This window comes from Rhodanobacter sp. FDAARGOS 1247, from assembly GCF_016889805.1.
Taxonomy (GTDB): domain Bacteria; phylum Pseudomonadota; class Gammaproteobacteria; order Xanthomonadales; family Rhodanobacteraceae; genus Rhodanobacter.
Window position 1 is genome coordinate 3849188 of record NZ_CP069535.1, and the last position, 19755, is coordinate 3868942.

Consider the following 19755-nt stretch of genomic DNA (forward strand, 5'->3'; position numbering starts at 1 on the left):
CGCCCCAACCCAAGGAGTTCGCGCATGCCCACGCGCGTCGACAAGAAACCCAGCACCACCAAGCGCATGATCTGGATGGTCGTCGGCGTGTTGCTGCTGATCGCGCTGATCGCCGGCATCAAGGTGCTGCTGGTCATGCGCATGATCCACGGCATGCCGAAGCCGGCGCCGTTCACGGTCAGCACCACCACCGCCCGCGCACAACCATGGCAACCCGCGCTGAGTGCCGTCGGCACTTTGCGTGCAGCCAACGGTGCCGACCTGGCGATGGACGTGGCCGGCCTGGTCACCGGGGTGAGCCTGAAATCCGGCCAGGACGTGAAGCAGGGCCAGCTGCTGCTGCAGCTGCGCGACGGCGACGACGTGGCCCAGCTGCAACAGCTGGAGGCCGCGGCGCAGCTGTCCCAGCTGACCTTCGAGCGGGCGCGCAAGCAGCTGGCGGCGCAGGCGATCAGCAAGGCCGATTACGACACCGCCGCCGCCGATCTCAAGGGCCGGCAGGCCGCGGTGGCGCAGCAGAAAGTGGTGGTGGCCAAGAAGCAGTTGCGCGCGCCGTTCGCCGGCCGCGCCGGCATCATCACCACCAGCCCCGGCGACTACCTCAGCGCCGGCACCACGGTGGTGACGTTGCAGCAGCTCGATCCGCTGTTCGTCGATTTCTCCGTGCCGCAAAGCGAACTGGGCCGCCTGCAGGTGGGCCAGGTGGTGAACCTGAAGCTGGATGCGTATACCAACCGCAGCTTCACCGGCAAGCTCAGCGCGATCAGTCCCAAGGTCGACCTCGGCACGCGCAACGTGCAGGTCGAGGCGACCGTGCCCAACCACGACAAGGCGCTCACCCCGGGCATGTTCGCCAAGGTCAGCGTCGACGTCGGCAACGAGCAGCCCCGGCTGACCCTGCCGCAGGCCGCGATCGTCTACAACCCGTACGGCGACACCGTGTACGTGGTGCAGCCGTCCAAGGGCAAGGACGACAAGGGCCAGCCGCTGCCGCCCACGGTGAAGCAGACCTTCGTCACGGTCGGCGAAACCCGCGGCGACCAGGTGGCGATCCTCAAGGGCATCGAGGCCGGCACCGTGGTCGTGACCAGTGGCCAGATCAAGCTGAAGAACGACGCGCCGATCGCGATCGACAACCGCGTGAAGCCCGCCGACAGCGCCCATCCCGCGCCGCAGGAACACTGAGCGAACGCCATGAAATTCACCGACCTGTTCATCAACAAGCCGGTGCTGGCGGTGGTCGTCAGCCTGCTGATCCTGGTGCTCGGCGTGCGTGCCGTCAGCAGCCTGACCGTGCGCCAGTACCCGAAGACCGAGAACGCCACGGTCACCGTCAGCACCGCGTATTACGGTGCCGATGCGCAGACCATGGCCGGCTTCATCACCCAGCCGCTGGAGCAGGCGATTTCGCAGGCGCAGGGCATCGACTACCTGTCCTCCAGCAGCGTGCAGGGCGTGTCCACCATCACCGCGACCCTGCACCTGAACTACGACGCCAACCGCGCACTGACCGAGATCACCACCCAGGTGAATTCGGTGAAGAACCAGCTCCCGCCGCAGGCGCAGCAGCCGGTGCTGAACGTGCAGACCGGCGAGACCGTCGACGCGATGTACATGGGCTTCTACAGCGATGTGCTGCCCACCAACAACATCACCGACTACCTGGCGCGGGTGGTGAAGCCCAAGCTCGATTCGATCGATGGCGTGCAGACCGCCGAGCTGCTCGGCGCGCGCCAGTTCGCCCTGCGCGCCTGGCTCGACCCGGCCAGGATGGCGGCGCACGGCATCACCGCCACCGACGTGAACACGGCGCTGGCGTCCAACAACTACCTGGCTGCGGTCGGCTCCAGCAAGGGCCAGGCGGTGACGGTCGACCTGACCGCCGACAGCAACCTGCATTCGGTCGACGAGTTCAAACAGCTGGCGATCAAGCAGGTCAACGGCGCGATCGTGCGCCTGCAGGACGTGGCCACGGTCTCGCTGGGTTCGGAAAACTACGACTTCAACGTGGCCTTCAGCGGCAAGCGCTCGGTGTTCATCGGCATCAAGGTCGCGCCCGACGCGAACGTGCTGGACGTCGCCAAGCGCGTGCGCGATGCGTTCCCGGAGATCCAGAGCCAGTTGCCCGGCGGCCTGACCGGGCGGATCGTCTACGACGGCACCGAGTTCGTGAACAGCTCGATCAACGAGGTGGTCAAGACCCTGGTCGAGGCGCTGCTGATCGTCACCCTGGTGATCTTCCTGTTCCTCGGCAGCCTGCGCGCGGTGATCATCCCGGTGATCGCGATGCCGCTGTCGCTGGTCGGCACCTTCTTCATGATGCTGGCGCTGGGCTACTCGATCAACCTGCTGACCCTGCTGGCGCTGGTGCTGGCGATCGGCCTGGTGGTGGACGACGCGATCATCGTGGTGGAGAACGTCGACCGGCACATGAAGGAAGAAGGCAAGACGCCGCTGCAGGCCGCCTTGCTGGCCGCGCGCGAACTGGGCGGCCCGATCCTGGCGATGACCGTGGTGCTGATCGCGGTGTATGTGCCGATCGGTTTCCAGAAGGGACTGACCGGCGCGCTGTTCAGCGAGTTCGCCTTCACCCTGGCCGGCGCGGTGACGGTATCGGCGGTGATTGCGTTGACGCTGTCGCCGATGATGGCCTCGAAGTTCTTCCGCAGCGAGCAGGAGAGCGGTCGCTTCGTGCAGTTCATCGACCGCCAGTTCGACCGCGTGCACCACGGTTACCAGCGCGTGCTGCACAACACGCTGTCGACCAAGTCGGTGGTGATCGTGATGAGCGCGCTGCTGCTGCTGGCCACCATCGCGCTGGGCGTCACCGCCCAGTCCGAGCTGGCCCCGGAAGAGGACCAGGGCATCGTGGTCGGCCAGATCGTGGGCGCACCGAACACGACGGCGCAGCAGATGAACGTCTATGCGACGCAGATGTTCGAGCTGTCCAGGGAGCTGCCGGAATACGAGCAGATGTTCCAGCTGACCGGCGTGCCCACCATCAACCAGGGCATCGGCGGCGTGCTGTTCAAGCCGTGGGACCAGCGTCATCGCAGCGCGCACGAACTGCAGCAGGTGCTGCAGCAGAAGTGGAACGGCATCGCCGGCGGCCGCGTGGCCGCGTTCCAGTTCCCGCCGCTGCCGGGCGCGTCGGGCCTGCCGATCCAGGTGGTGATCACCACCACCGAGCCATTCGAGAACCTCAACGAAGTGGCCTCCCAGGTGCTGCAGAAGGCGCAGGCCAGCGGCAAGTTCTACTTCGTCGACTCCGACCTCAAGGTCGACAAGCCGCAGGGCACGGTCAGCCTCGACCGCGACATGATCACCACGCTCGGGCTGACCCAGCAGGACGTGGGCGCCGCGCTCGGCTCGGCGCTGGGCGGCGGCTACGTCAACTACTTCTCGATCTCCGGCCGCTCGTACAAGGTGATCCCGCAGGTATTGCAGGCCGACCGGCTCAACCCGGACCAGGTGCTCGACTACTACATCCGCGTGCCGGACGGCTCGGTGATCCCGGCCTCGACCGTCGCCAGGATCACCAGGCAGGTGGTGCCGCAATCGCTGAACCGCTTCCAGCAGCTGAACTCGGCCACGATCTCCGGCGTCAGCGGGATGTCGCAGGGCGATGCGCTGAATTACCTGCGCGATCTGGTGAAGGAGGTGGCGCCGACCGGCTACAACGTCGATTACGCCGGCCAGTCGCGCCAGTTCACCCAGGAGTCCGGCGGTTTCGGCGCGACCTTGCTGTTCGCCGTGATCATCGTGTTCCTGGCCCTGGCCGCGCAGTTCAACAGCCTGCGCGATCCGATCGTGATCCTGGTCTCGGTGCCGCTGGCGCTGTTCGGCGCGCTGATCTTCGTCAACCTGTTCACCAGCCTCAACATCTACACCGAGGTCGGCCTGGTGACCCTGATGGGCCTGATCAGCAAGCACGGCATTTTGATCGTGCAGTTCGCCAACCAGTCGCAACTGGACGGCATGTCCAAACGCGAAGCGATCGAACATGCCGCGGCGGTGCGCCTGCGCCCGATCCTGATGACCACCGCGGCGATGGTGCTGGGCGTGCTGCCGCTGGTGATCGCCTCCGGCGCCGGTGCGGCGGGCCGCTTCAACATGGGCCTGGTGATCTCCACCGGCCTGGCGATTGGCACCGTGTTCACCCTGTTCGTGGTGCCGGCGTTCTATATGCTGCTGGCCGCCGATCGCCACGGCGGCCAGCCGTCGGATGATCCGCGATGGTTGGAACCCGGCTCGACGGCGCCGGCCTGAGCGGCAGACAGAAAGAAGGCGCGGTCACCCGCGCCTTTCTTTTTGCCGTGTCCGGCTCTTCAGTTGCGCGATTGCAGCTTCGACAGCAGGCGCAGCAGTTCCAGGTACAGCCAGACCAGGGTCACCACCAGCGCGAAGGCGCCGTACCACTCCATGTATTTCGGTGCGCCGGACTGGGCGCCGGTTTCGATCAGGTCGAAGTCGAGGATCAGGTTCAACGCGGCGATCACCACCACCACGGCGCTGAAGCCGATGCCCAGCATGCTGCTGCCATTGATGAAGCCCATCGAATGGCCGAAGAAACCCATCGCGAAATTGGCCACGTACAGCAACAAGATGCCGCCGGTGGCGGCGACCACGCCGAGCTTGAACTTCTCGGTGGCGCGGATCAGGCCGCTGCGGTAGGCCAGCAGCATCGCCGCCATGGTGCCGAAGGTCAGCCCCACCGCCTGGATCACGATGCCCGGATAACGCATCTCGAAGATCGCCGACAGCGCACCGATGAACAGGCCTTCGGCCACCGCCGCCCAGGTCTTCTTGAACACGGTGACCAGGCCCAGCACCAGGCCGCCGATGCAGCCGCCAAGCACCAGCGGCATGATCGTGGGCAGGCTGTCCGGGCCGCTGAAGCGGCTCCAGCTGACGAACGCACCCACCAGTACCAGCAACAACAGCAGCCCGGTCTTGTTGACCGTGCCGTTGATCGTCATCGCGTCGTCGCTGCGGGTGACCACGGCGCCGCTGGCGGCGTCGAGGAAGGTGTTCTTGTTGAGCGCCGGATTGCCGCTTTGCATGATCTGCTCCCGAGGTTTTCCCCATCCTAGCCCGGTCCATCGCGGTTTTGCAGCCGCCTGCGCCAATTCGCCGTTGCGCCGCGGCGCGGAAACTACGCGACAATGAGCGCTCGTTGAACCTCGCGGAGCCCTGATGAATCCTTCCACCCTGCGTATCGCCACCCGCAAGAGCGCGCTCGCGCTGTGGCAGGCCGAGCACGTCGCCGCGTTGCTGCGCACGACGCACCCGGGGCTGACAGTGGAGCTGGTGCCGATGAGCACGCGCGGCGACGAGATCCTGGACAAGCCGCTGGCCACGATCGGCGGCAAGGGGCTGTTCCTGAAGGAACTGGAAGTGGCGATGCTGGAAGGCCGCGCGGATCTGGCCGTGCATTCCCTGAAGGACGTACCGGCGGAACTGGAACCCGGCTTCGTGCTGCCGGCGATCCTGCCCCGGGCGGACGCGGCGGATGCCTTTGTCAGCAACGACCACGCCGAGCTGGCGTCACTGCCCCAGGGCGCCCGGGTGGGCACCTCCTCGCTGCGCCGGCAGGCGCAATTGCGGGCGTTGCGGCCGGATCTCCAGCTGCTGGATCTGCGCGGCAACGTGGGCACGCGACTGGGCAAGCTCGACGCCGGCGATTACGACGCGATCGTGCTGGCCTGCGCCGGACTGGAACGACTGGGCCTGGCCGCGCGCATCCGTTCGCGCCTGGCCGCGCCGGACTGGCTGCCGGCACCGGGCCAGGCGGCGATCGCGATCGAGGCACGCGGCGACCAGCCGGCCGTGCTCGCCTTGCTGGCCGCGCTGGACGACGCCGACACCCGCCTCACCGTCACCGCCGAGCGCGCGATGAACCATGCGCTGGGCGGCAGTTGCACGGTGCCGGTGGGTGCGTGGTGCATGCTCGGCGAACACGGCCTGCACCTGCGCGGACTGGTCGGTGACGCGCGCAGCGGCCGCCTGCTGCATGCCGAAGCGAGCAGCCTCGGGGAACAGGCGGAGTCACTGGGTCGGCAGGTAGCCCGCGCCCTGCTGGCGCAGGGCGCGGGCGAGATGCTGGGGTAGAAGCGGGAACGGGGAACAAGGACTCTGAGCTTCGCGCTCTTCCCGTTCCCCGTTCCCCGTTCCCTGTTTCCGCACTTCCCTCAGAAACTGTAAACCAGGTTCGTCGTGGTCAGCGTGTCGGTCTTCTTGGTGCCGGGCAGCACGTCGCTGTTGTGGCGGAGCTGGAAACCCACCTTCAGCGCCAGCTTCTTGGTCATGCTGACGGCGAGGCCCGCGTCGTTCTGCAGGTAGGTGTTCTTGGAGCCCGCTTCCATCAGGAAGGTATCCTCGAACGCGGTGTTCTCGGTGAGCTTGAACTTGTAGTTGATCAGGCCGCGGCCGACCATTTCGCTTTCGGTCGGCTGCTGCTGGTGCACCACCGCGCCGTCGACCACCACATCCACGTCGGCCGGGCGGTAGCGCTTGTAACCGGGGCCGATTTCGAACGACAGCTCGTTGCGGCCGTCCTTCAGCGCGATGTAGCCGTAACCCAGCGAGACGATGCCCTGCCACAGGTTGGCGCCGAAGTCGTCGTGCTCGTAGCGCGCGGCGCCCACGATGTAGCTGCGCGGATCGAGCTTGAGGCCGACCGAGGCACCACCGTCATAGCGGTTCGCGGTGGTGTTGAACTGCTTGATCGTGTTGCCGTCGGTGTCGACCAAGGTCTGCTGACTCTTCGAGCGCAGCGCGTCGACGAAGAAGTTGTTCTTCCACTGCTCGTTTTCCTGGCTCAGGCCGAGCTTGGCGTTGATGTTCTCCGAGCGCGAATTGCCGGTGGACGAGGCGAAACCGAATTCGCCCGAGCCACTCCAGCCGCCGTTGGCGGCCTGGGAGTCGGTATCCTGGGCCTGGACGGCGAAGCTCGAGAAGGCGGCCAGCAGCAGGCCGGCGATCAGGGTCTTTTTCATCGGGGCGATCCATTTGTTAAAAGATGGTAAGGCCGCTACCTTAACGTGGCGGTTTGAACTGCCAATGAACGTTCCGGAAAATCACGGGAACGGATTCATTCCGGCGGCGGGGAGCCCCCGCGCCAGGGCCGTTTCATAGACATGCTGCTCGATCATCTTGCCGAGCAGGCAACTGGGAACGGCCAGCGCGGACGCCAGCAGCCCGCCGCCGAATCGGTCGGTGAACAGCAGGGCCGCGCAGGGCAGCACGTAGATCAGCAGCGCGGCGGCGACGCGGGGCATGGACAGGTGCTGGACGTACAGGTCATGGTCGCTGCCCTGGGCCGGGGCCAACGACTGCCAGCGCATGCCTTCGAGCAGGCCCAGCAGCAGGGCCAGCGCCAGCAACAGCAGAATCCACGGATAGGCGCCGTGTTCGGGGCCAGGCCCGCCCTGCATCATCACGCACAACCACAGCCACAGGCCGCCGCCATACCAGGCGGTGACCAGCCGGCTGACCGGCAGGGAGGAGGACATCCGCTGCAGGTCGGGTGAAAGCTGGCTGCGGAAGCGGTACGCGCTGTGCACCAGGCTGACCAGGCTGCACAGCAGCAGGGCGACCCCGGCCATGCGCATCGACAACACGTGTCCGTGTCCATCACCCAACACCAGCAGCAACAGCACGGGCAGGAAACAGGCCAGCGCCATCCACGCCGCCCGTTTGGGCCAGCGGCGTTCCGCCGGCGGCCCGCCGTACCACGCGGTGTTCGCCGAAAGACGCAAGCCGCCCAGGGCCAGTCCCGCGCACACCAGCGCCGTGCCCAGCACCAGCGGCATCTGCATCGCGCCGTTGCCGATCTGGTTCATGCCCAGGGTCAGGCCCATGCCCAGCCAGATCCACAAGCCGTAGCCGCTGACCGCCAGCACGCGCAGCAGGATTTCGGCGTAGCTGGATCGCGTCGTCCCGGCATGGGAGAGGTCGTGCGTGCTGGTGACGTCTGTCGGCAATTCGCGGCTGGGCGACATGAGGCATCCGATGCTGGTTTCGACCGTGCCGGCGGCGACTTGTGAGCAACGCAGGCCGCCTCCATGCTACACAAGGCCTGCCATCGACGAAACGCCGACGCCCCATGGATCGCTACGAACGCATACTGACCCTGCACCGGCTGCTGAAGTCGGCGCACTACCCGATACCGCTGCCGCGCCTGCTCGACGAACTGGAATGTTCGCGTGCCACGCTGTACCGCGACGTGGCCTTCCTGCGCGATGCATTGCGCGCGCCGATCGAAAGCGGCGGCAACGACCAGGCCGCCGCATTCCGCTACGAGCTGGGCGAAGGCGAGAAGTTCGAACTGCCCGGCCTGTGGCTCACCTCCGACGAGCTGGCCGCCCTGCTGGCGCTGAACGAGCTGATCGGCCGCTCCGGCCCCGGCGTGCTGGCCGGCGCACTGGCGCCGTTCAAGTCGCGCATCGAGGGCCTGCTTTCCAACCACGACAACGGCAAGGCGTTGCCGATCGAGCGGATCAGGGTGATTCCCTGGGGCGAGCGCAAGCTCGACCAGCAGGTGTTCCGCACGGTGGCCGGCGCGGTGCTGCAGCGCCAGCAGCTGCGCTTCCGCTATCGCGCGCGCACCACCAATGCCGACAGCCGCCGCACGGTGTCGCCGCAGCGGCTGACCCATTACCGCGACAACTGGTACCTGGACGTGTGGGATCACGACCGCGAAGCGCTGCGCAGCTTCGCCGTCGACCGCATGGCCGAGGCGCACGCGCTGGACAGCGCCGCCATCGACGTCCCCGACAGCGACCTCAACGAACTGCTCGCCTCCAGCTACGGCATCTTCGCGGGCAAACCCAAGGCCTGGGCCACCATCCGCTTCTCGTCGCACGCGGCACGCTGGGTCGCCGACGAACACTGGCATTCGCAACAGAAAGGCGAATGGCTGCCCGACGGCCGCTACGAACTGAAGCTGCCCTACTCCAACTCGAAAGAGCTGCTGATGGACGTGCTCAAGTACGGCCCGGACGCGGAGATCGTGACGCCCATGTCGCTGCGCGAGGAGATGAAGATCCTGCTGCAGCTGGCATTGGGCGGATACGCCCAATAGAAAATGTAGCCACCACTCCCCAGCGACGCTCGCCCGTCCCGAATGCACGATGTGGCGACTCCCGCACGGCACGTTCGCCTCCTCTCCCTCCGGGAGAGGATTGAGGTGAGGGCCGGTGTACGACGAAGCTTGCTCGAAGTCGGCTTCGATGCTGGTTCCAGGTGGGGGAGCAAACGCAAAAAAGCGCATCGCGGCGTATTGGGGCACCCTCTCCCCAACCCTCTCCCGGAGGGAGAGGGAGCAAACGCGAAATGCGCTTTGCTTTATTGAAGCGGCCTCTCCCCTGCGGGGAGAGGGAGCAAACGCAAGAGGCGCTTTGGCTCCATTAAAACGGCCAGAACTTCGGGATCAGCCACATCGACAGCGCGCAGAAGATCAGGATCAGCGGGATACCCACCTTCATGAAGTCGGTGAAGCGATAGCCGCCGGCGTAATAGACCATGGTGTTGGTGGGATAGCCGACCGGGGTGGCGAATGACGTCGCCGCGGCGAACGCCACCGCCACCACGAATGGCCGGGGGTCCACCTTCATCGCGTGGGCGACCGACACCGCGATGCCCACCATCAGCACCACCGAGGGGTTGTGTCCCATCAGCTCGGTGAGCAGGGCGGTGAGCAGATAGACCATCAGCAGGGCGGCCAGCGGGCCGTGTTCGCCGACCACGCCCAGGCCCATCTGCACCAGTTCCTGCGACAGGCCGCTGCGCTCGATGGCGATGCCCAGGGGCAGGATCGCGCCGAGCAGGATGATGATCTTCCAGTCGATGCCTTCGTAGACATCCTTGCGGCCGAAGCAGCCGGTCAGCGCCATGGCGATGGCGCCGCAGATCGCGGCGATCGGAATCGGCAGCCAGTGCAGGCCCGAGGCCACCACCACGCCGGCCATGATGGCCGCCGCGTAGAACGCCTTGCGCGGCGTGCGATGCGTTTCCTCGCGCTCGCTCAGCACGATGAAGGCCTCGTCGTTGCGCAGGTTGGACAGTGCGTCGTCGTCCACCAGCACCAGCAGCACGTCACCCACCGCGAGGCTGACGTCGCTGAGCTTGTCGCGCAACAGCTGGCCGCGCCGATGGATGGCCAGGGCGACCGCGTCATAGCGCCAGTTCAGGCCGGTCTCGTCGAGCCGCCGGCTTTCCATCGGGCTGGCCGGCGCCACCATCAGCTCCACCATCACCCGCGAGCGGTCATCGCCCTTGGCATAACGCCGGTCCGGTGCGTTGCGCAGGCCGGTACGGCGCTGGAATTCCTCGATCTTTTCCCAGTCGCCGCGGACCAGCAGCACGTCGCCCACGGCGATCTCCTGGCTGCGCGGCGACCACATGCGCTTCTCGCCCCGCAGCAGCTCCAGCGGGTAGACGCCATAACGCTCGCCCAGCTTTGCATCGGCGATGCTGCCGCCGACCAGCGACGACTGTTCGGTCACCTCCAGCTCGGTGACGTACTTGCCGATGTCTTCCTGCTCCGGCATCTCCGCATCGATGTGGCGCGGCAGCAGCCAGCGCCCGACCAGCATCAGATAGAGGATGCCGACCACGGCGAGGATCACGCCCATGCGGGTGAACTCGAACACGCCGAACGCCGCCATGCCGTGCTTCTGCGCCAGCGTGTCGGCCAGCAGGTTGGACGAGGTGCCGATCAGGGTGCACACGCCACCCATCTGCGCGGCGTAGGCCATCGGCATCAGTACGCGGCCCGGTGGCGTATGCGTGCGCTGGCACACGCGCAGCGCCAGCGGCAGGAAGGTGGCGACCAGGGCGATGTTCTTGACGAAGGCGCCCAGCGGCGCGATCGCCAGCATCAGCGCCAGGGTCAGCAGCCAGGGGCGCCTGATCCGCATCAGCCAGCGGCTCAGCGGTTCCAGCGCGCCGGAACGCTCGATGCCCAGGCTCAGCGCGAACATCGCCGCCACCGTCACCGTGGCCTCGTTGCTGAAGCCGCTGAGCGCTTCCACCGGCGTGACGATGCCGAGGATCACCAGGGTCGCCAGCACCAGCAGGGCGACCAGGTCGATGCGCAGCTTCTCGCTGGCGAACAGCGCCATCGCCAGCGCGATCACCGCCACGGTCGCCCACGCCTGCCAGCTCATCCGGCAAGCTCCGGGCCGCGCGCGCGGCAGGGCTTTCGGGCAGAAGCGGGTGATGAAGAAGCCATGCGCGATTCCATGTTCGTTGCCGCCAGCCAGGTGCCGCAGCCCTGGTCATACTAACCAGCCGCCACCAGCCTCGCTCGCGTTCGATGCAGCCTGCCAACGGCAACGCCTGCATTTCGTGATTGAATGCCTGCCATGAAAGCACATCAACCCGGGCCTTCTTTCACCACGCCGGACCTGCCCGCCGCGCCACTCGGGCCGACGGTGGCGCTGGCGCTCGGGGCCGGTGGCGCCAAGGGGCTGGCGCACATCGGCGTGATCGAGGAAATCGAGGCGCAGGGCTACCGGATCGTAGCGATCGCCGGCACCTCGATGGGCGCCCTGATCGGCGGCATCCATGCCAGCGGCAAGCTGGAGGTCTATCGCGACTGGGTCTGCGCGCTGGCCAAGCTCGACGTGCTCAGGCTGGTCGACTGGACCTTCACCGGCGGCGGACTGATCAAGGGCGAGAAGATCATCGAGACGATGCGCGGACTGATCGGCGACGTGCAGATCGAGGAGCTGCCGCTGGCGTTCACCGCCGTGGCCACCGACATCGAACGGGGCCGCGAGGTGTGGCTCAGCCGGGGCTGCCTGTTCGACGCGATCCGCGCCTCGATCGCCATTCCCACCGTGTTTCGCCCGCACCTGATCGACGGTCACCGGCTGGTCGACGGCGCCCTGCTCAATCCGGTGCCGGTGACTCCGCTGATCCGCGAGAACGCCGACTACACGATCGCCGTCAGTGTCGACGGCGCGGCCGTGACCAGCACGCCACCGGAACCGCCGATCCGCGACGCGAACGCGTCATCGGGCTACCGCCAGCGGATCGGCGACTTCATCAGCCGGATGATTCCGCATGGCGAGAGCCACCCGCCGGTGCCGGGCACGCTCGACCTGCTGACCCAATCGATGGACCTGATGCAGGCCAACCTGGCGCGGCTGCGCCTGGCCGCCTACGAGCCGGACCTGCTGATCGAGTTGCCGCGCAACATCGCCAGCGCCTACGAGTTCTACCGGGCGCGCGAGCTGATCGAGATGGGCCGGCTGCAGGCCCGCGCCGCGCTGGCCAGCTGGCCGCGGGCGGGCACGCCGCAACGCGAGGCGTGACGGGCGCGGCTCAGCGCGGCCCGTGCGAGTGCAGCCAGTTTTCCAGATAGGCCTTCAGCGCCACCGCGTTGTTGTGTTCCTCGTCGCGTGCGCCATACAGCAGGGTGAGCTTGTGCCGGCTGGCGCGTTGCGCCAGCGGTTGCCAGTGTTCGGCGAGCTTGTCCAGTTCGCTGGCGTAGCGATGGCGGAAGCCGTCCCACAACGCGGGATCGTGCCCGAACCACTGGCGCAGCGCGGTCGACGGCGCCAGTTCCTTCGCCCACAGGTCCAGCGGCACCGCGTCCTTCTTCAGGCCGCGCGGCCACAGGCGATCGATCAGCACGCGGTAGCCATCGGTCGTCGCGGCCGGTTCGTAGACGCGTTTGACGGCAATGCTCATGGGCGGTCTCCCGATGCTCCGGATCAGCCGAGGACAACACCACCCAGCATACGAGCATCCGGAACAGCCGACGTGACCTGGATCAGAGTTCCTCGACCCTGGTCACCTTGCCGCGACGCATCAGCCAGGCCACGCCGCGCAGGTCGGCCAGGCCCACCCACAGCCGGTCCAGCATGCCGTACTTGGACACGCCGGCGGTGCGCGGACGATGGCCGACCGGCACGCTCTGGGCGGCGAAACCGGCACGCTTGACCAGCGCCGGCAGGTAGCGGTGCATGTGGTCGAAGTAGGGCAGGCGCAGGAACACCTCGCGCTCGAACAGCTTCAGGCCGCAGCCGGTGTCCGGGGTGGCGTCGCGCAGCATGCGCGAGCGCACCGCGTTGGCGATCTTCGAGGAGATCCGCTTGTTGAAGCTGTCGCGGCGGGTGGTGCGCCAGCCCGCGAACAGCCGCGTTTCGGCCGACGCCGCATCGCGGGCGGCCAGCAGTTTCGGGATGTCGGCCGGATCGTTCTGGCCGTCGCCGTCCAGCGTGGCGATCCACGGCGACTGCGCCGCGCGCACGCCGTTCCACACCGCCGTGCTCTGGCCGCTGCGGGTGACGTGGTGCAGCACGCGCAGTTCCGGATGGCTCGCCTTCTGCGCCGCCAGCACCGCGCGACTGTCGTCGCTGGAATCGTCATCGATGTAGATGACCTCGTAGTCGACCTGGCCGCGCAGGGCGGCGGCGATCTCGGCCAGCAGCGGCGAGATGTTGTCGCGCTCGTTGAAGACGGGGACGACGACGGAGAGTTGCGGCATGGGGAAGGCCTTTCAGCGGAAACAGATACGACGCGTGGCGCGGCAACGGGGCAGTTTAATGCCAAAGCACGTACTGCTCCTCCCTCTGCCAGGCAGGAGAGGCTGGGAGGGGGTGGCTGTTGGCTTGAAAACCAGGATCAGCAGCGACCCCTCCCCGACCCTCCCCTGCCTTGCAGGAGAGGGAGCAGGGCATGCTTCAGCGGATCTTGCCCAGGATGCCGTCGAGCTCGTCGTTGCTGTGGTAGTGGATCACCAGCTTGCCGCGGCCGCCGCGGCCCTGGGCCAGCTCGACGCGGGTGGCGAAGCGCTCGCCCAGCTCGCGTTCCAGCGCGCTGATGTTCGGGTCGGTCGCGGGCGCGTTCCTGGCCTTGCCCTTGGGCGCGGTCTGCGCGCGGCGCGCGGCTTCCTCCAGTTCGCGCACCGACCAGCCCAGCGTCGAGGCCTGGCGCGCCAGCGGTACGGCGATGGACTCCTCCAGCGTCAGCAGGCAGCGGGCGTGGCCCATTTCCAGCTTGCCTTCGTCGAGCAGGCGCTTGATCGCCTCGGGCATCTCGGTCAGCCGCAGCATGTTCGACACCGATGCCCGCGAGCGGCCGACCGCATCGGCGGCCTGCTGGTGGGTGAGCTCGAAATCGTCGATCAGCCGCTTCAGCGCGTCGGCTTCTTCCAGCGGGGTGAGGTCCTGGCGCTGGATGTTCTCGATCAGCGCCATCGCCGGCACCGCCGCCTCGGAGACCTGCTTGATCAGCGCGGGGATCTCGCTCATCTGGGCGCGCTGGGCCGCGCGCCAGCGGCGTTCGCCGGCGATCAGCTCGTAGCTGTGCTTGCCCAGCTCGCGCACCACCACCGGCTGGATCAGGCCCTGGGCCTTGATCGAGGCGGCCAGTTCGTCCAGCGCCTCGTCGTTCCAGTGCCGCCGCGGCTGGTACTTGCCGGGCTGGACCTGCTGGATCGGCAGCATGCGCAGCTCGCCTTCCTGCGCCAGCATCGACGGCGTGGCGTCACCATCGCCGCCGAGCAGGGCATCGAGCCCGCGTCCCAATCCACGTTTTTTCGCAGCAGCCATGCCTTATTCCTGATGGTTGGCGGCCGGCGCCTTGAGCACCGGGCCGCTGTCGTCGTGTGCCGGCGTCGGCGCCGCCACCTCGATGTCTTCGACCGGCACCGCCGCCACGCTCCGCGGCAGCCCGCGCTCGCGCCGGATCACTTCGCCGGCCAGGCCGATGTAGGCGATCGCGCCGCGCGAGCTGCGATCGTACAGATGGATCGGCTGGCCGTGGCTGGGCGCCTCGGCCAGGCGCACGTTGCGGGGGATGATCGAACGCAGCACCTTGTCGCCGAAATGCTGGGTGAGCTGGGCCGACACCTCGTTGCCGAGGTTGTTGCGCACGTCGTACATGGTGCGCAGCAAGCCTTCGATCTCCAGCTTCGGGTTCAGCCGGTGGCGCACCGCCTTGACCGTGTCGAGCAGGCTGGAGAGCCCTTCCAGCGCGAAATATTCGCATTGCACCGGGATCAGCACGCCGTCGGCGGCGGTCAGCGCATTCAGGGTCAGCAGGTTCAGCGAGGGCGGGCAGTCGATCAGGATGGTGTGGTAGTTGTCCGTCACCGTGGCCAGCAGTTCCTTCAGCCGATGCTCGCGGGCCAGCGCATCCATCAGCTTCAGCTCGGCGGCGGTGAGGTCGCCATTGCCCGGCAGCAGGTCGTAATGCGCATCGGTGGACACGATCGCGGCGGCCAGCGGCACTTCCTCCAGCAGCACCTCGCACCCGCTGGCCTGGATGTCGCGCTTGTTGACGCCCGAGGCCATGGTGGCATTGCCCTGCGGATCGAGATCGATCAGCAATACCTTGCGCTTCGCCGCGGCCAGCGCCGCGGCGAGGTTGACGGCCGTGGTGGTCTTGCCGACACCGCCTTTCTGGTTGGCGACAGCGATGATGCGGGCCATGGATGGATAGCTACCGTTCGCGAAGGACGGCTAGATTAGCATTGCCGCCGCGGCTTGCCTGCCCGGCCGGCGCCTGGCTCACGCCACGATGCGCCCGCCGCTGTCCGCATCGAACAGGTGCAGCCGCTCGTTCGCCAGGCCCAATGGCACTGCGTTGCCGGGCTTGGGCAGGGCTCGCGGCGCCACGCGGGAGACCAGCGGCTGGCTGCCGTAGCGCAGGTTGAGGAAGACCTCGTTGCCGACCGGCTCGACCACTTCGAGCTGCGCGGTGAGGGCGGCCGCGCCGGACGGCTGCGGCTGCAGGTCCTCCGGGCGGACGCCCAGCACCACCGCACGATCGCGCCACAGCTCCCACGCGGACGCCTGCGGCGGTTCGCCCAGTGCGATGTCGCCCTGACCGGTGACCAGCTTCCAGCCGTCCTGCCGCTGCAGGGTGCCGTGCAGCAGGTTCATCGCCGGGCTGCCCACGAAGCCGGCCACGAACAGGTTGGCCGGCTTGTCATACAGGTTCATCGGCGTGTCGATCTGCTGGATCACCCCGCCATCGAGCACCACGATGCGCTGGCCCAGGGTCATCGCCTCGATCTGGTCGTGGGTGACGTAGACCATGGTGGCCTTGAGCTGCCGATGCAGCCGGGCGATCTCCACCCGCATCGACAGGCGCAGCTTCGCGTCGAGGTTGGACAGCGGCTCGTCCAGCAGGAACACTTTGGGATCGCGCACCAGCGCCCGGCCCAGCGCCACGCGCTGGCGCTGGCCGCCGGACAGCGCGCCGGGGCGCGAGGCCAGCCGGCTTTCCAGCTCCAGCGTCTTCGCCGCGGCCGCCACGCGGCCGTCGATGTCGGCCTGCCTGTGGCCGCGCAGTTTCAGGCCGAAGCCCAGGTTCTCGGCCACCGTCATGTGCGGATACAGCGCGTAGTTCTGGAACACCATCGCGATGTCGCGATCCTTGGGCGCGACGTCGTTGACCACGCGGCCGTCGATCGCCAGGGTGCCGTCGCTGATCGTTTCCAGGCCGGCGATCATCCTGAGCAGGGTGGTCTTGCCGCAGCCGGACGGCCCCACCAGCACCAGCAGTTCGCCGTCGGCGATCTCGAAACTGGCGCCCGCCACGCCGACGTGGCCGTTGGGGTAGACCTTGCGCAACTGATCCAGTTGTACGGCGGCCATCGGCATCTCCGGTGCGGGTGGCCACGATGGCCGTCCCGCCGAAGCATGCGCTGGTCTGCACATCGGCGGGGCATTGGGCTATTCTGCCCATGTAATCGTTTACATCAAGCACTTTGATTGCAGGAACCCCGATGACACGCCCCAGTTTCCGCTTTCCCGACGGCTTCCACTGGGGTGCCGCCACGTCGGCCTACCAGATCGAGGGTTCGCCGCTGGCCGATGGCGCCGGCCCCAGCATCTGGCAGCGCTTCGCCCACACGCCGGGGATGATGGTGAACGGCGACACCGGCGACGTCGCCTGCGACCACTACCGCCGCTACAAGGGCGACGTGCAGCTGATGAAGGCGCTGGGCCTCAAGGGCTACCGCTTCAGCATCAACTGGGCGCGGGTGCTGCCCGAGGGCACCGGCCGGGTCAATCCGCAGGGACTGGATTTCTACTCGAGGCTGGTCGACGAACTGCTGGAGAACGGCATCGTGCCGAACGCCACGCTGTTCCACTGGGACCTGCCGGCGGCGCTGGACGACCGCGGCGGCTGGCTCAACCGCGACATCGCGCACTGGTTCGCCGAGTACGCCGAAGTGATGTTCAAGGCGCTGGACGACCGCGTGCCGCGCTGGGCCACGCTCAACGAACCCTGGGTGGTCACCGACGGCGGCTACCTGCACGGTGCACTGGCACCGGGCCATCGCAGCAAGTACGAGGCGCCGATCGCCACGCACAACCTGATGCGCGCCAGCGGCGCCGGCATCCAGGCCTATCGCGCCCATGGCAGGCACGAGATCGGCGTGGTGTTCAACATCGAGCCGAAGTACCCGCACAGCGACAACGCCGAGGATCTGGCCGCCACCCGCCGCGCGCATGCCTACATGAACGAGCAGTTCGCCGACCCCGCCCTGCTGGGCCGTTATCCGCCCGAGCTGAAGGAGATCTTCGGCGACGCGTGGCCGGACTTCCCCGAAGACGATTTCAAGCTGACGAACCAGAAGGTCGACTTCGTCGGCATCAACTACTACACCCGCGCCGTGGTGAAGCACGATGCGAACGCCTACCCGCTGAAGGCGGTGCCGGTGCGCCAGCCTAACAAGACCTATACCGAGACCGGCTGGGAGGTGTTCGAGCAGGGCCTGACCGACACGCTGACCTGGTTCAAGGATCGCTACGGCGACATCCCGCTGTACATCACCGAGAACGGTTCCGCGTTCTACGATCCGCCGGTGGCCGAGAACGGCGAGCTGGACGACCCGCTGCGCACGAACTACCTGCGCAAGCACCTCAAGGCGCTGCACAAGGCGATCGGGGCCGGGGTGAACCTCAAGGGCTATTACGCGTGGTCACTGCTGGACAACCTCGAATGGTCGCTGGGTTTCTCCAAGCGCTTCGGGCTCTACCACGTCGACTTCGCCACCCAGCAGCGCACGCCCAAGGCCACCGCGAAACTGTATGCCCGGGTGATCGAGAGCAACGGCGCCGTGCTGGACGACTGACCCATCGGAAGCTTTTGCTTCCCCTGCCCCGCAGGGGAAGCTGCCCGAAGGGCTGATGGGGTAGTGCTTTTGCTTTTCGCTGCTCGGAGCGTGGCTGCGCCGCGCGCACCCCCATCCGCCCTTCGGGCACCTTCCCCCACATGCGGGGAAAGGGATCAGCGGACTGGTCGCGGAGGTGGTTTCGGTTAGGCGCCGCGGGCCAGCACCAGCAGGTGGCGTTCGGCCGGCAGGCCCGGCACCGTCAACTCGTGCGTGCTGCGCAGCGCGAAGCCCGGCGGAATGCCCGGCAGCTCGTCATCCGGCCGCTTGCCTTTCATCGCCAGCCAGATTCCGTCCGGGGCCAGCAGATGACCACCCCAGCCCAGCATGTCGGCGAGGCTGGCAAACGCCCGGGCGGTGACGCAGTCGAACCGGCCTTCGACGTCTTCCACCCGCGACTGTTCGGCACGAACCCCTTCCAGTTTCAGCGAACGGATCGCCTCGCGCAGGAAGCGCACCTTCTTGCCGTTCGAATCCACCAGCAGGATCTGCCGACCGGGCGCGGCAATCGCCAGCACGATGCCGGGCAGGCCAGGACCGGTGCCGAGATCGGCCAGGGTCTGGCCCTGCACGTACGGCAGGATCGCCAGCGAATCGAGCAGGTGACGGGTGATCATCTCGTCCGGATCGCGCACCGCGGTGAGGTTGTACGCCGCGTTCCAGCGCTGCAGCAGGGCCTGGTAATCGAGCAGGCGCGGCACCGCCTCGGACGGCAACGACAGGCCAAGCGTGGCGATGCCTTGTTCGAGTCGTGCCTGCAGGGCGTCGCGGCTGGTCATCGGTTCACTCGTCACATGGGGCCGCAAAGTATCGGCGGCCGCTGCCGCGCTTGCCAGCCCCGCCAAAAAGAAAAACCCGCCGTAGCGGGTTCAATACCTGCAAATCCCCTGCGGCGCGGGCGTTCTGGGACGCCCTGGCGCGACCCCTTGATTCAGGCGGCGTCCAATTCGACCCGCGTCACCATCATGCCGCGCTCGCGGAGCGCGCTGTTCAAGGACTGTTTCATCCGGGCGCCAAGGTCGCGCCGATCGGCGCCGGCGGCGACGGGCTCGTTGCGCAGCGCTTCACGGGCGCCGCGGCGAATCAGCTGGTCGACCTGCTCGAACACCGCGTCCGCCCGCTCCGGCTCCAGCACCTGCCAGTACACGGTGCCGCGTACCTCGCCGGCATCCTCCTGCGACGCATCCAGCCGCAGCGTCTGCCCGGCCAGGTTGATCTTGTGGGCCACCCGGTCGAGCAACGGCAACACCAGATGCGTTCCCTGCTGCAGTACCCGCACCAGCTTGCCGCGGCGATACAGGCTGTAGACCTGACCGGCCGGCACATGACGCACGGCGCTGGCGATCAGCGCGGTGGAGACAAGCAGCAAGGTGAGAGCAGCAGTCATCATGGTCTTGAAAAACAGCAGGTTGCCTATCGTTTATTGAGTAACCGCGATAACTTGAGGATACAGTTGCCTGAGTCCACAAAGATTAACCTTCATTTAACGGTGAAACTGAAAATTTAACAAGTGGTCAGGCGAGGGCGGCGAATGACTCCGGTCACAGAACCACCAAGTCACTGAATGCCATGCCTGAATCGTGCCAAATCAAGGGCTGCTGCAACGCCGC

At 67.1% G+C, this 19755-nt stretch carries 17 protein-coding genes; 6 read left to right on the plus strand and 11 right to left on the minus strand.

What is annotated here, in order from left to right:
• Positions 1–24: 24 nt before the first annotated feature.
• Complete coding sequence (locus I6J77_RS17425; RefSeq protein ID WP_204110016.1) at positions 25–1185, plus strand: efflux RND transporter periplasmic adaptor subunit; 1161 nt, start codon at positions 25–27, stop codon at positions 1183–1185.
• Positions 1186–1194: 9 nt separating this feature from the next.
• A complete protein-coding gene (locus I6J77_RS17430) occupies positions 1195–4269 on the plus strand; it encodes an efflux RND transporter permease subunit (RefSeq protein WP_204110017.1) in 3075 nt (1024 codons plus the stop codon).
• A 59-nt stretch (positions 4270–4328) separates the two neighbouring features.
• On the opposite strand, the gene I6J77_RS17435 is transcribed toward I6J77_RS17430, so the two are convergent.
• Positions 4329–5063, minus strand: a complete 735-nt coding sequence (locus I6J77_RS17435; protein ID WP_204110018.1) for a Bax inhibitor-1/YccA family protein — start codon at positions 5061–5063, stop codon at positions 4329–4331.
• A 133-nt stretch (positions 5064–5196) separates the two neighbouring features.
• Between I6J77_RS17435 and hemC the strand changes: the two genes are divergently transcribed.
• The gene (hemC, locus tag I6J77_RS17440; RefSeq protein ID WP_204110019.1) at positions 5197–6111 is read left to right on the plus strand and encodes a hydroxymethylbilane synthase; all 915 of its coding nucleotides are present in this window, start codon (positions 5197–5199) and stop codon (positions 6109–6111) included.
• A gap of 80 nt (positions 6112–6191) precedes the next feature.
• Here hemC and I6J77_RS17445 read toward each other — a convergent pair whose 3' ends face one another.
• Entirely contained in the window at positions 6192–6998 is an 807-nt protein-coding gene (locus I6J77_RS17445; protein ID WP_204110020.1) for a YdiY family protein, read from the minus strand.
• 81 nt (positions 6999–7079) lie between these two features.
• A complete protein-coding gene (locus tag I6J77_RS17450) occupies positions 7080–8003 on the minus strand; it encodes a hypothetical protein (RefSeq protein ID WP_204110021.1) in 924 nt (307 codons plus the stop codon).
• 104 nt (positions 8004–8107) lie between these two features.
• Between I6J77_RS17450 and I6J77_RS17455 the strand changes: the two genes are divergently transcribed.
• Entirely contained in the window at positions 8108–9085 is a 978-nt protein-coding gene (locus tag I6J77_RS17455; protein ID WP_056762760.1) for a YafY family protein, read from the plus strand.
• A gap of 325 nt (positions 9086–9410) precedes the next feature.
• On the opposite strand, the gene I6J77_RS17460 is transcribed toward I6J77_RS17455, so the two are convergent.
• Positions 9411–11171, minus strand: a complete 1761-nt coding sequence (locus I6J77_RS17460) for an SLC13 family permease (RefSeq protein WP_204110022.1) — start codon at positions 11169–11171, stop codon at positions 9411–9413.
• 198 nt (positions 11172–11369) lie between these two features.
• Between I6J77_RS17460 and I6J77_RS17465 the strand changes: the two genes are divergently transcribed.
• Positions 11370–12323 (plus strand): patatin-like phospholipase family protein, encoded by a 954-nt coding sequence (locus I6J77_RS17465; RefSeq protein ID WP_239309088.1) that lies wholly within the window; start codon positions 11370–11372, stop codon positions 12321–12323.
• 10 nt (positions 12324–12333) lie between these two features.
• On the opposite strand, the gene I6J77_RS17470 is transcribed toward I6J77_RS17465, so the two are convergent.
• The 5 genes from I6J77_RS17470 to I6J77_RS17490 all read right to left on the minus strand — a co-directional run bounded on the left by I6J77_RS17470 (position 12334) and on the right by I6J77_RS17490 (position 16619).
• The gene (locus I6J77_RS17470) at positions 12334–12702 is read right to left on the minus strand and encodes a DUF488 domain-containing protein (protein WP_056714614.1); all 369 of its coding nucleotides are present in this window, start codon (positions 12700–12702) and stop codon (positions 12334–12336) included.
• A gap of 82 nt (positions 12703–12784) precedes the next feature.
• Positions 12785–13501: a glycosyltransferase gene (locus I6J77_RS17475; RefSeq protein WP_204110023.1), complete on the minus strand. Its 717-nt coding sequence runs from the start codon at positions 13499–13501 to the stop codon at positions 12785–12787.
• Positions 13502–13697: 196 nt separating this feature from the next.
• Complete coding sequence (locus tag I6J77_RS17480) at positions 13698–14567, minus strand: ParB/RepB/Spo0J family partition protein (RefSeq protein WP_204110024.1); 870 nt, start codon at positions 14565–14567, stop codon at positions 13698–13700.
• A gap of 3 nt (positions 14568–14570) precedes the next feature.
• A complete protein-coding gene (locus I6J77_RS17485; protein WP_204110025.1) occupies positions 14571–15449 on the minus strand; it encodes a ParA family protein in 879 nt (292 codons plus the stop codon).
• Positions 15450–15527: 78 nt separating this feature from the next.
• Complete coding sequence (locus tag I6J77_RS17490) at positions 15528–16619, minus strand: ABC transporter ATP-binding protein (RefSeq protein WP_204110026.1); 1092 nt, start codon at positions 16617–16619, stop codon at positions 15528–15530.
• Positions 16620–16750: 131 nt separating this feature from the next.
• Between I6J77_RS17490 and I6J77_RS17495 the strand changes: the two genes are divergently transcribed.
• Positions 16751–18106 carry a GH1 family beta-glucosidase gene (locus I6J77_RS17495; protein WP_204110027.1) on the plus strand — a complete coding sequence of 452 codons (1356 nt, stop codon included), beginning with the start codon at positions 16751–16753 and terminating at the stop codon, positions 18104–18106.
• Positions 18107–18291: 185 nt separating this feature from the next.
• On the opposite strand, the gene rsmG is transcribed toward I6J77_RS17495, so the two are convergent.
• Entirely contained in the window at positions 18292–18924 is a 633-nt protein-coding gene (gene rsmG / locus I6J77_RS17500; RefSeq protein WP_204110028.1) for a 16S rRNA (guanine(527)-N(7))-methyltransferase RsmG, read from the minus strand.
• Positions 18925–19076: 152 nt separating this feature from the next.
• The gene (locus I6J77_RS17505; protein WP_056714074.1) at positions 19077–19532 is read right to left on the minus strand and encodes an SPFH domain-containing protein; all 456 of its coding nucleotides are present in this window, start codon (positions 19530–19532) and stop codon (positions 19077–19079) included.
• Positions 19533–19755 lie beyond the last annotated feature (223 nt).

Coding starts and splice junctions, on each gene's coding strand:
- I6J77_RS17425 (WP_204110016.1), top strand. CDS start 25: ATGCCCACGCGCGTCGACAAGAAACCCAGCACCACCAAGCGCATGATC.
- I6J77_RS17430 (WP_204110017.1), top strand. CDS start 1,195: ATGAAATTCACCGACCTGTTCATCAACAAGCCGGTGCTGGCGGTGGTC.
- I6J77_RS17435 (WP_204110018.1), bottom strand. CDS start 5,063: ATGCAAAGCGGCAATCCGGCGCTCAACAAGAACACCTTCCTCGACGCC.
- hemC (WP_204110019.1), top strand. CDS start 5,197: ATGAATCCTTCCACCCTGCGTATCGCCACCCGCAAGAGCGCGCTCGCG.
- I6J77_RS17445 (WP_204110020.1), bottom strand. CDS start 6,998: ATGAAAAAGACCCTGATCGCCGGCCTGCTGCTGGCCGCCTTCTCGAGC.
- I6J77_RS17450 (WP_204110021.1), bottom strand. CDS start 8,003: ATGTCGCCCAGCCGCGAATTGCCGACAGACGTCACCAGCACGCACGAC.
- I6J77_RS17455 (WP_056762760.1), top strand. CDS start 8,108: ATGGATCGCTACGAACGCATACTGACCCTGCACCGGCTGCTGAAGTCG.
- I6J77_RS17460 (WP_204110022.1), bottom strand. CDS start 11,171: ATGAGCTGGCAGGCGTGGGCGACCGTGGCGGTGATCGCGCTGGCGATG.
- I6J77_RS17465 (WP_239309088.1), top strand. CDS start 11,370: ATGAAAGCACATCAACCCGGGCCTTCTTTCACCACGCCGGACCTGCCC.
- I6J77_RS17470 (WP_056714614.1), bottom strand. CDS start 12,702: ATGAGCATTGCCGTCAAACGCGTCTACGAACCGGCCGCGACGACCGAT.
- I6J77_RS17475 (WP_204110023.1), bottom strand. CDS start 13,501: ATGCCGCAACTCTCCGTCGTCGTCCCCGTCTTCAACGAGCGCGACAAC.
- I6J77_RS17480 (WP_204110024.1), bottom strand. CDS start 14,567: ATGGCTGCTGCGAAAAAACGTGGATTGGGACGCGGGCTCGATGCCCTG.
- I6J77_RS17485 (WP_204110025.1), bottom strand. CDS start 15,449: ATGGCCCGCATCATCGCTGTCGCCAACCAGAAAGGCGGTGTCGGCAAG.
- I6J77_RS17490 (WP_204110026.1), bottom strand. CDS start 16,619: ATGGCCGCCGTACAACTGGATCAGTTGCGCAAGGTCTACCCCAACGGC.
- I6J77_RS17495 (WP_204110027.1), top strand. CDS start 16,751: ATGACACGCCCCAGTTTCCGCTTTCCCGACGGCTTCCACTGGGGTGCC.
- rsmG (WP_204110028.1), bottom strand. CDS start 18,924: ATGACCAGCCGCGACGCCCTGCAGGCACGACTCGAACAAGGCATCGCC.
- I6J77_RS17505 (WP_056714074.1), bottom strand. CDS start 19,532: ATGACTGCTGCTCTCACCTTGCTGCTTGTCTCCACCGCGCTGATCGCC.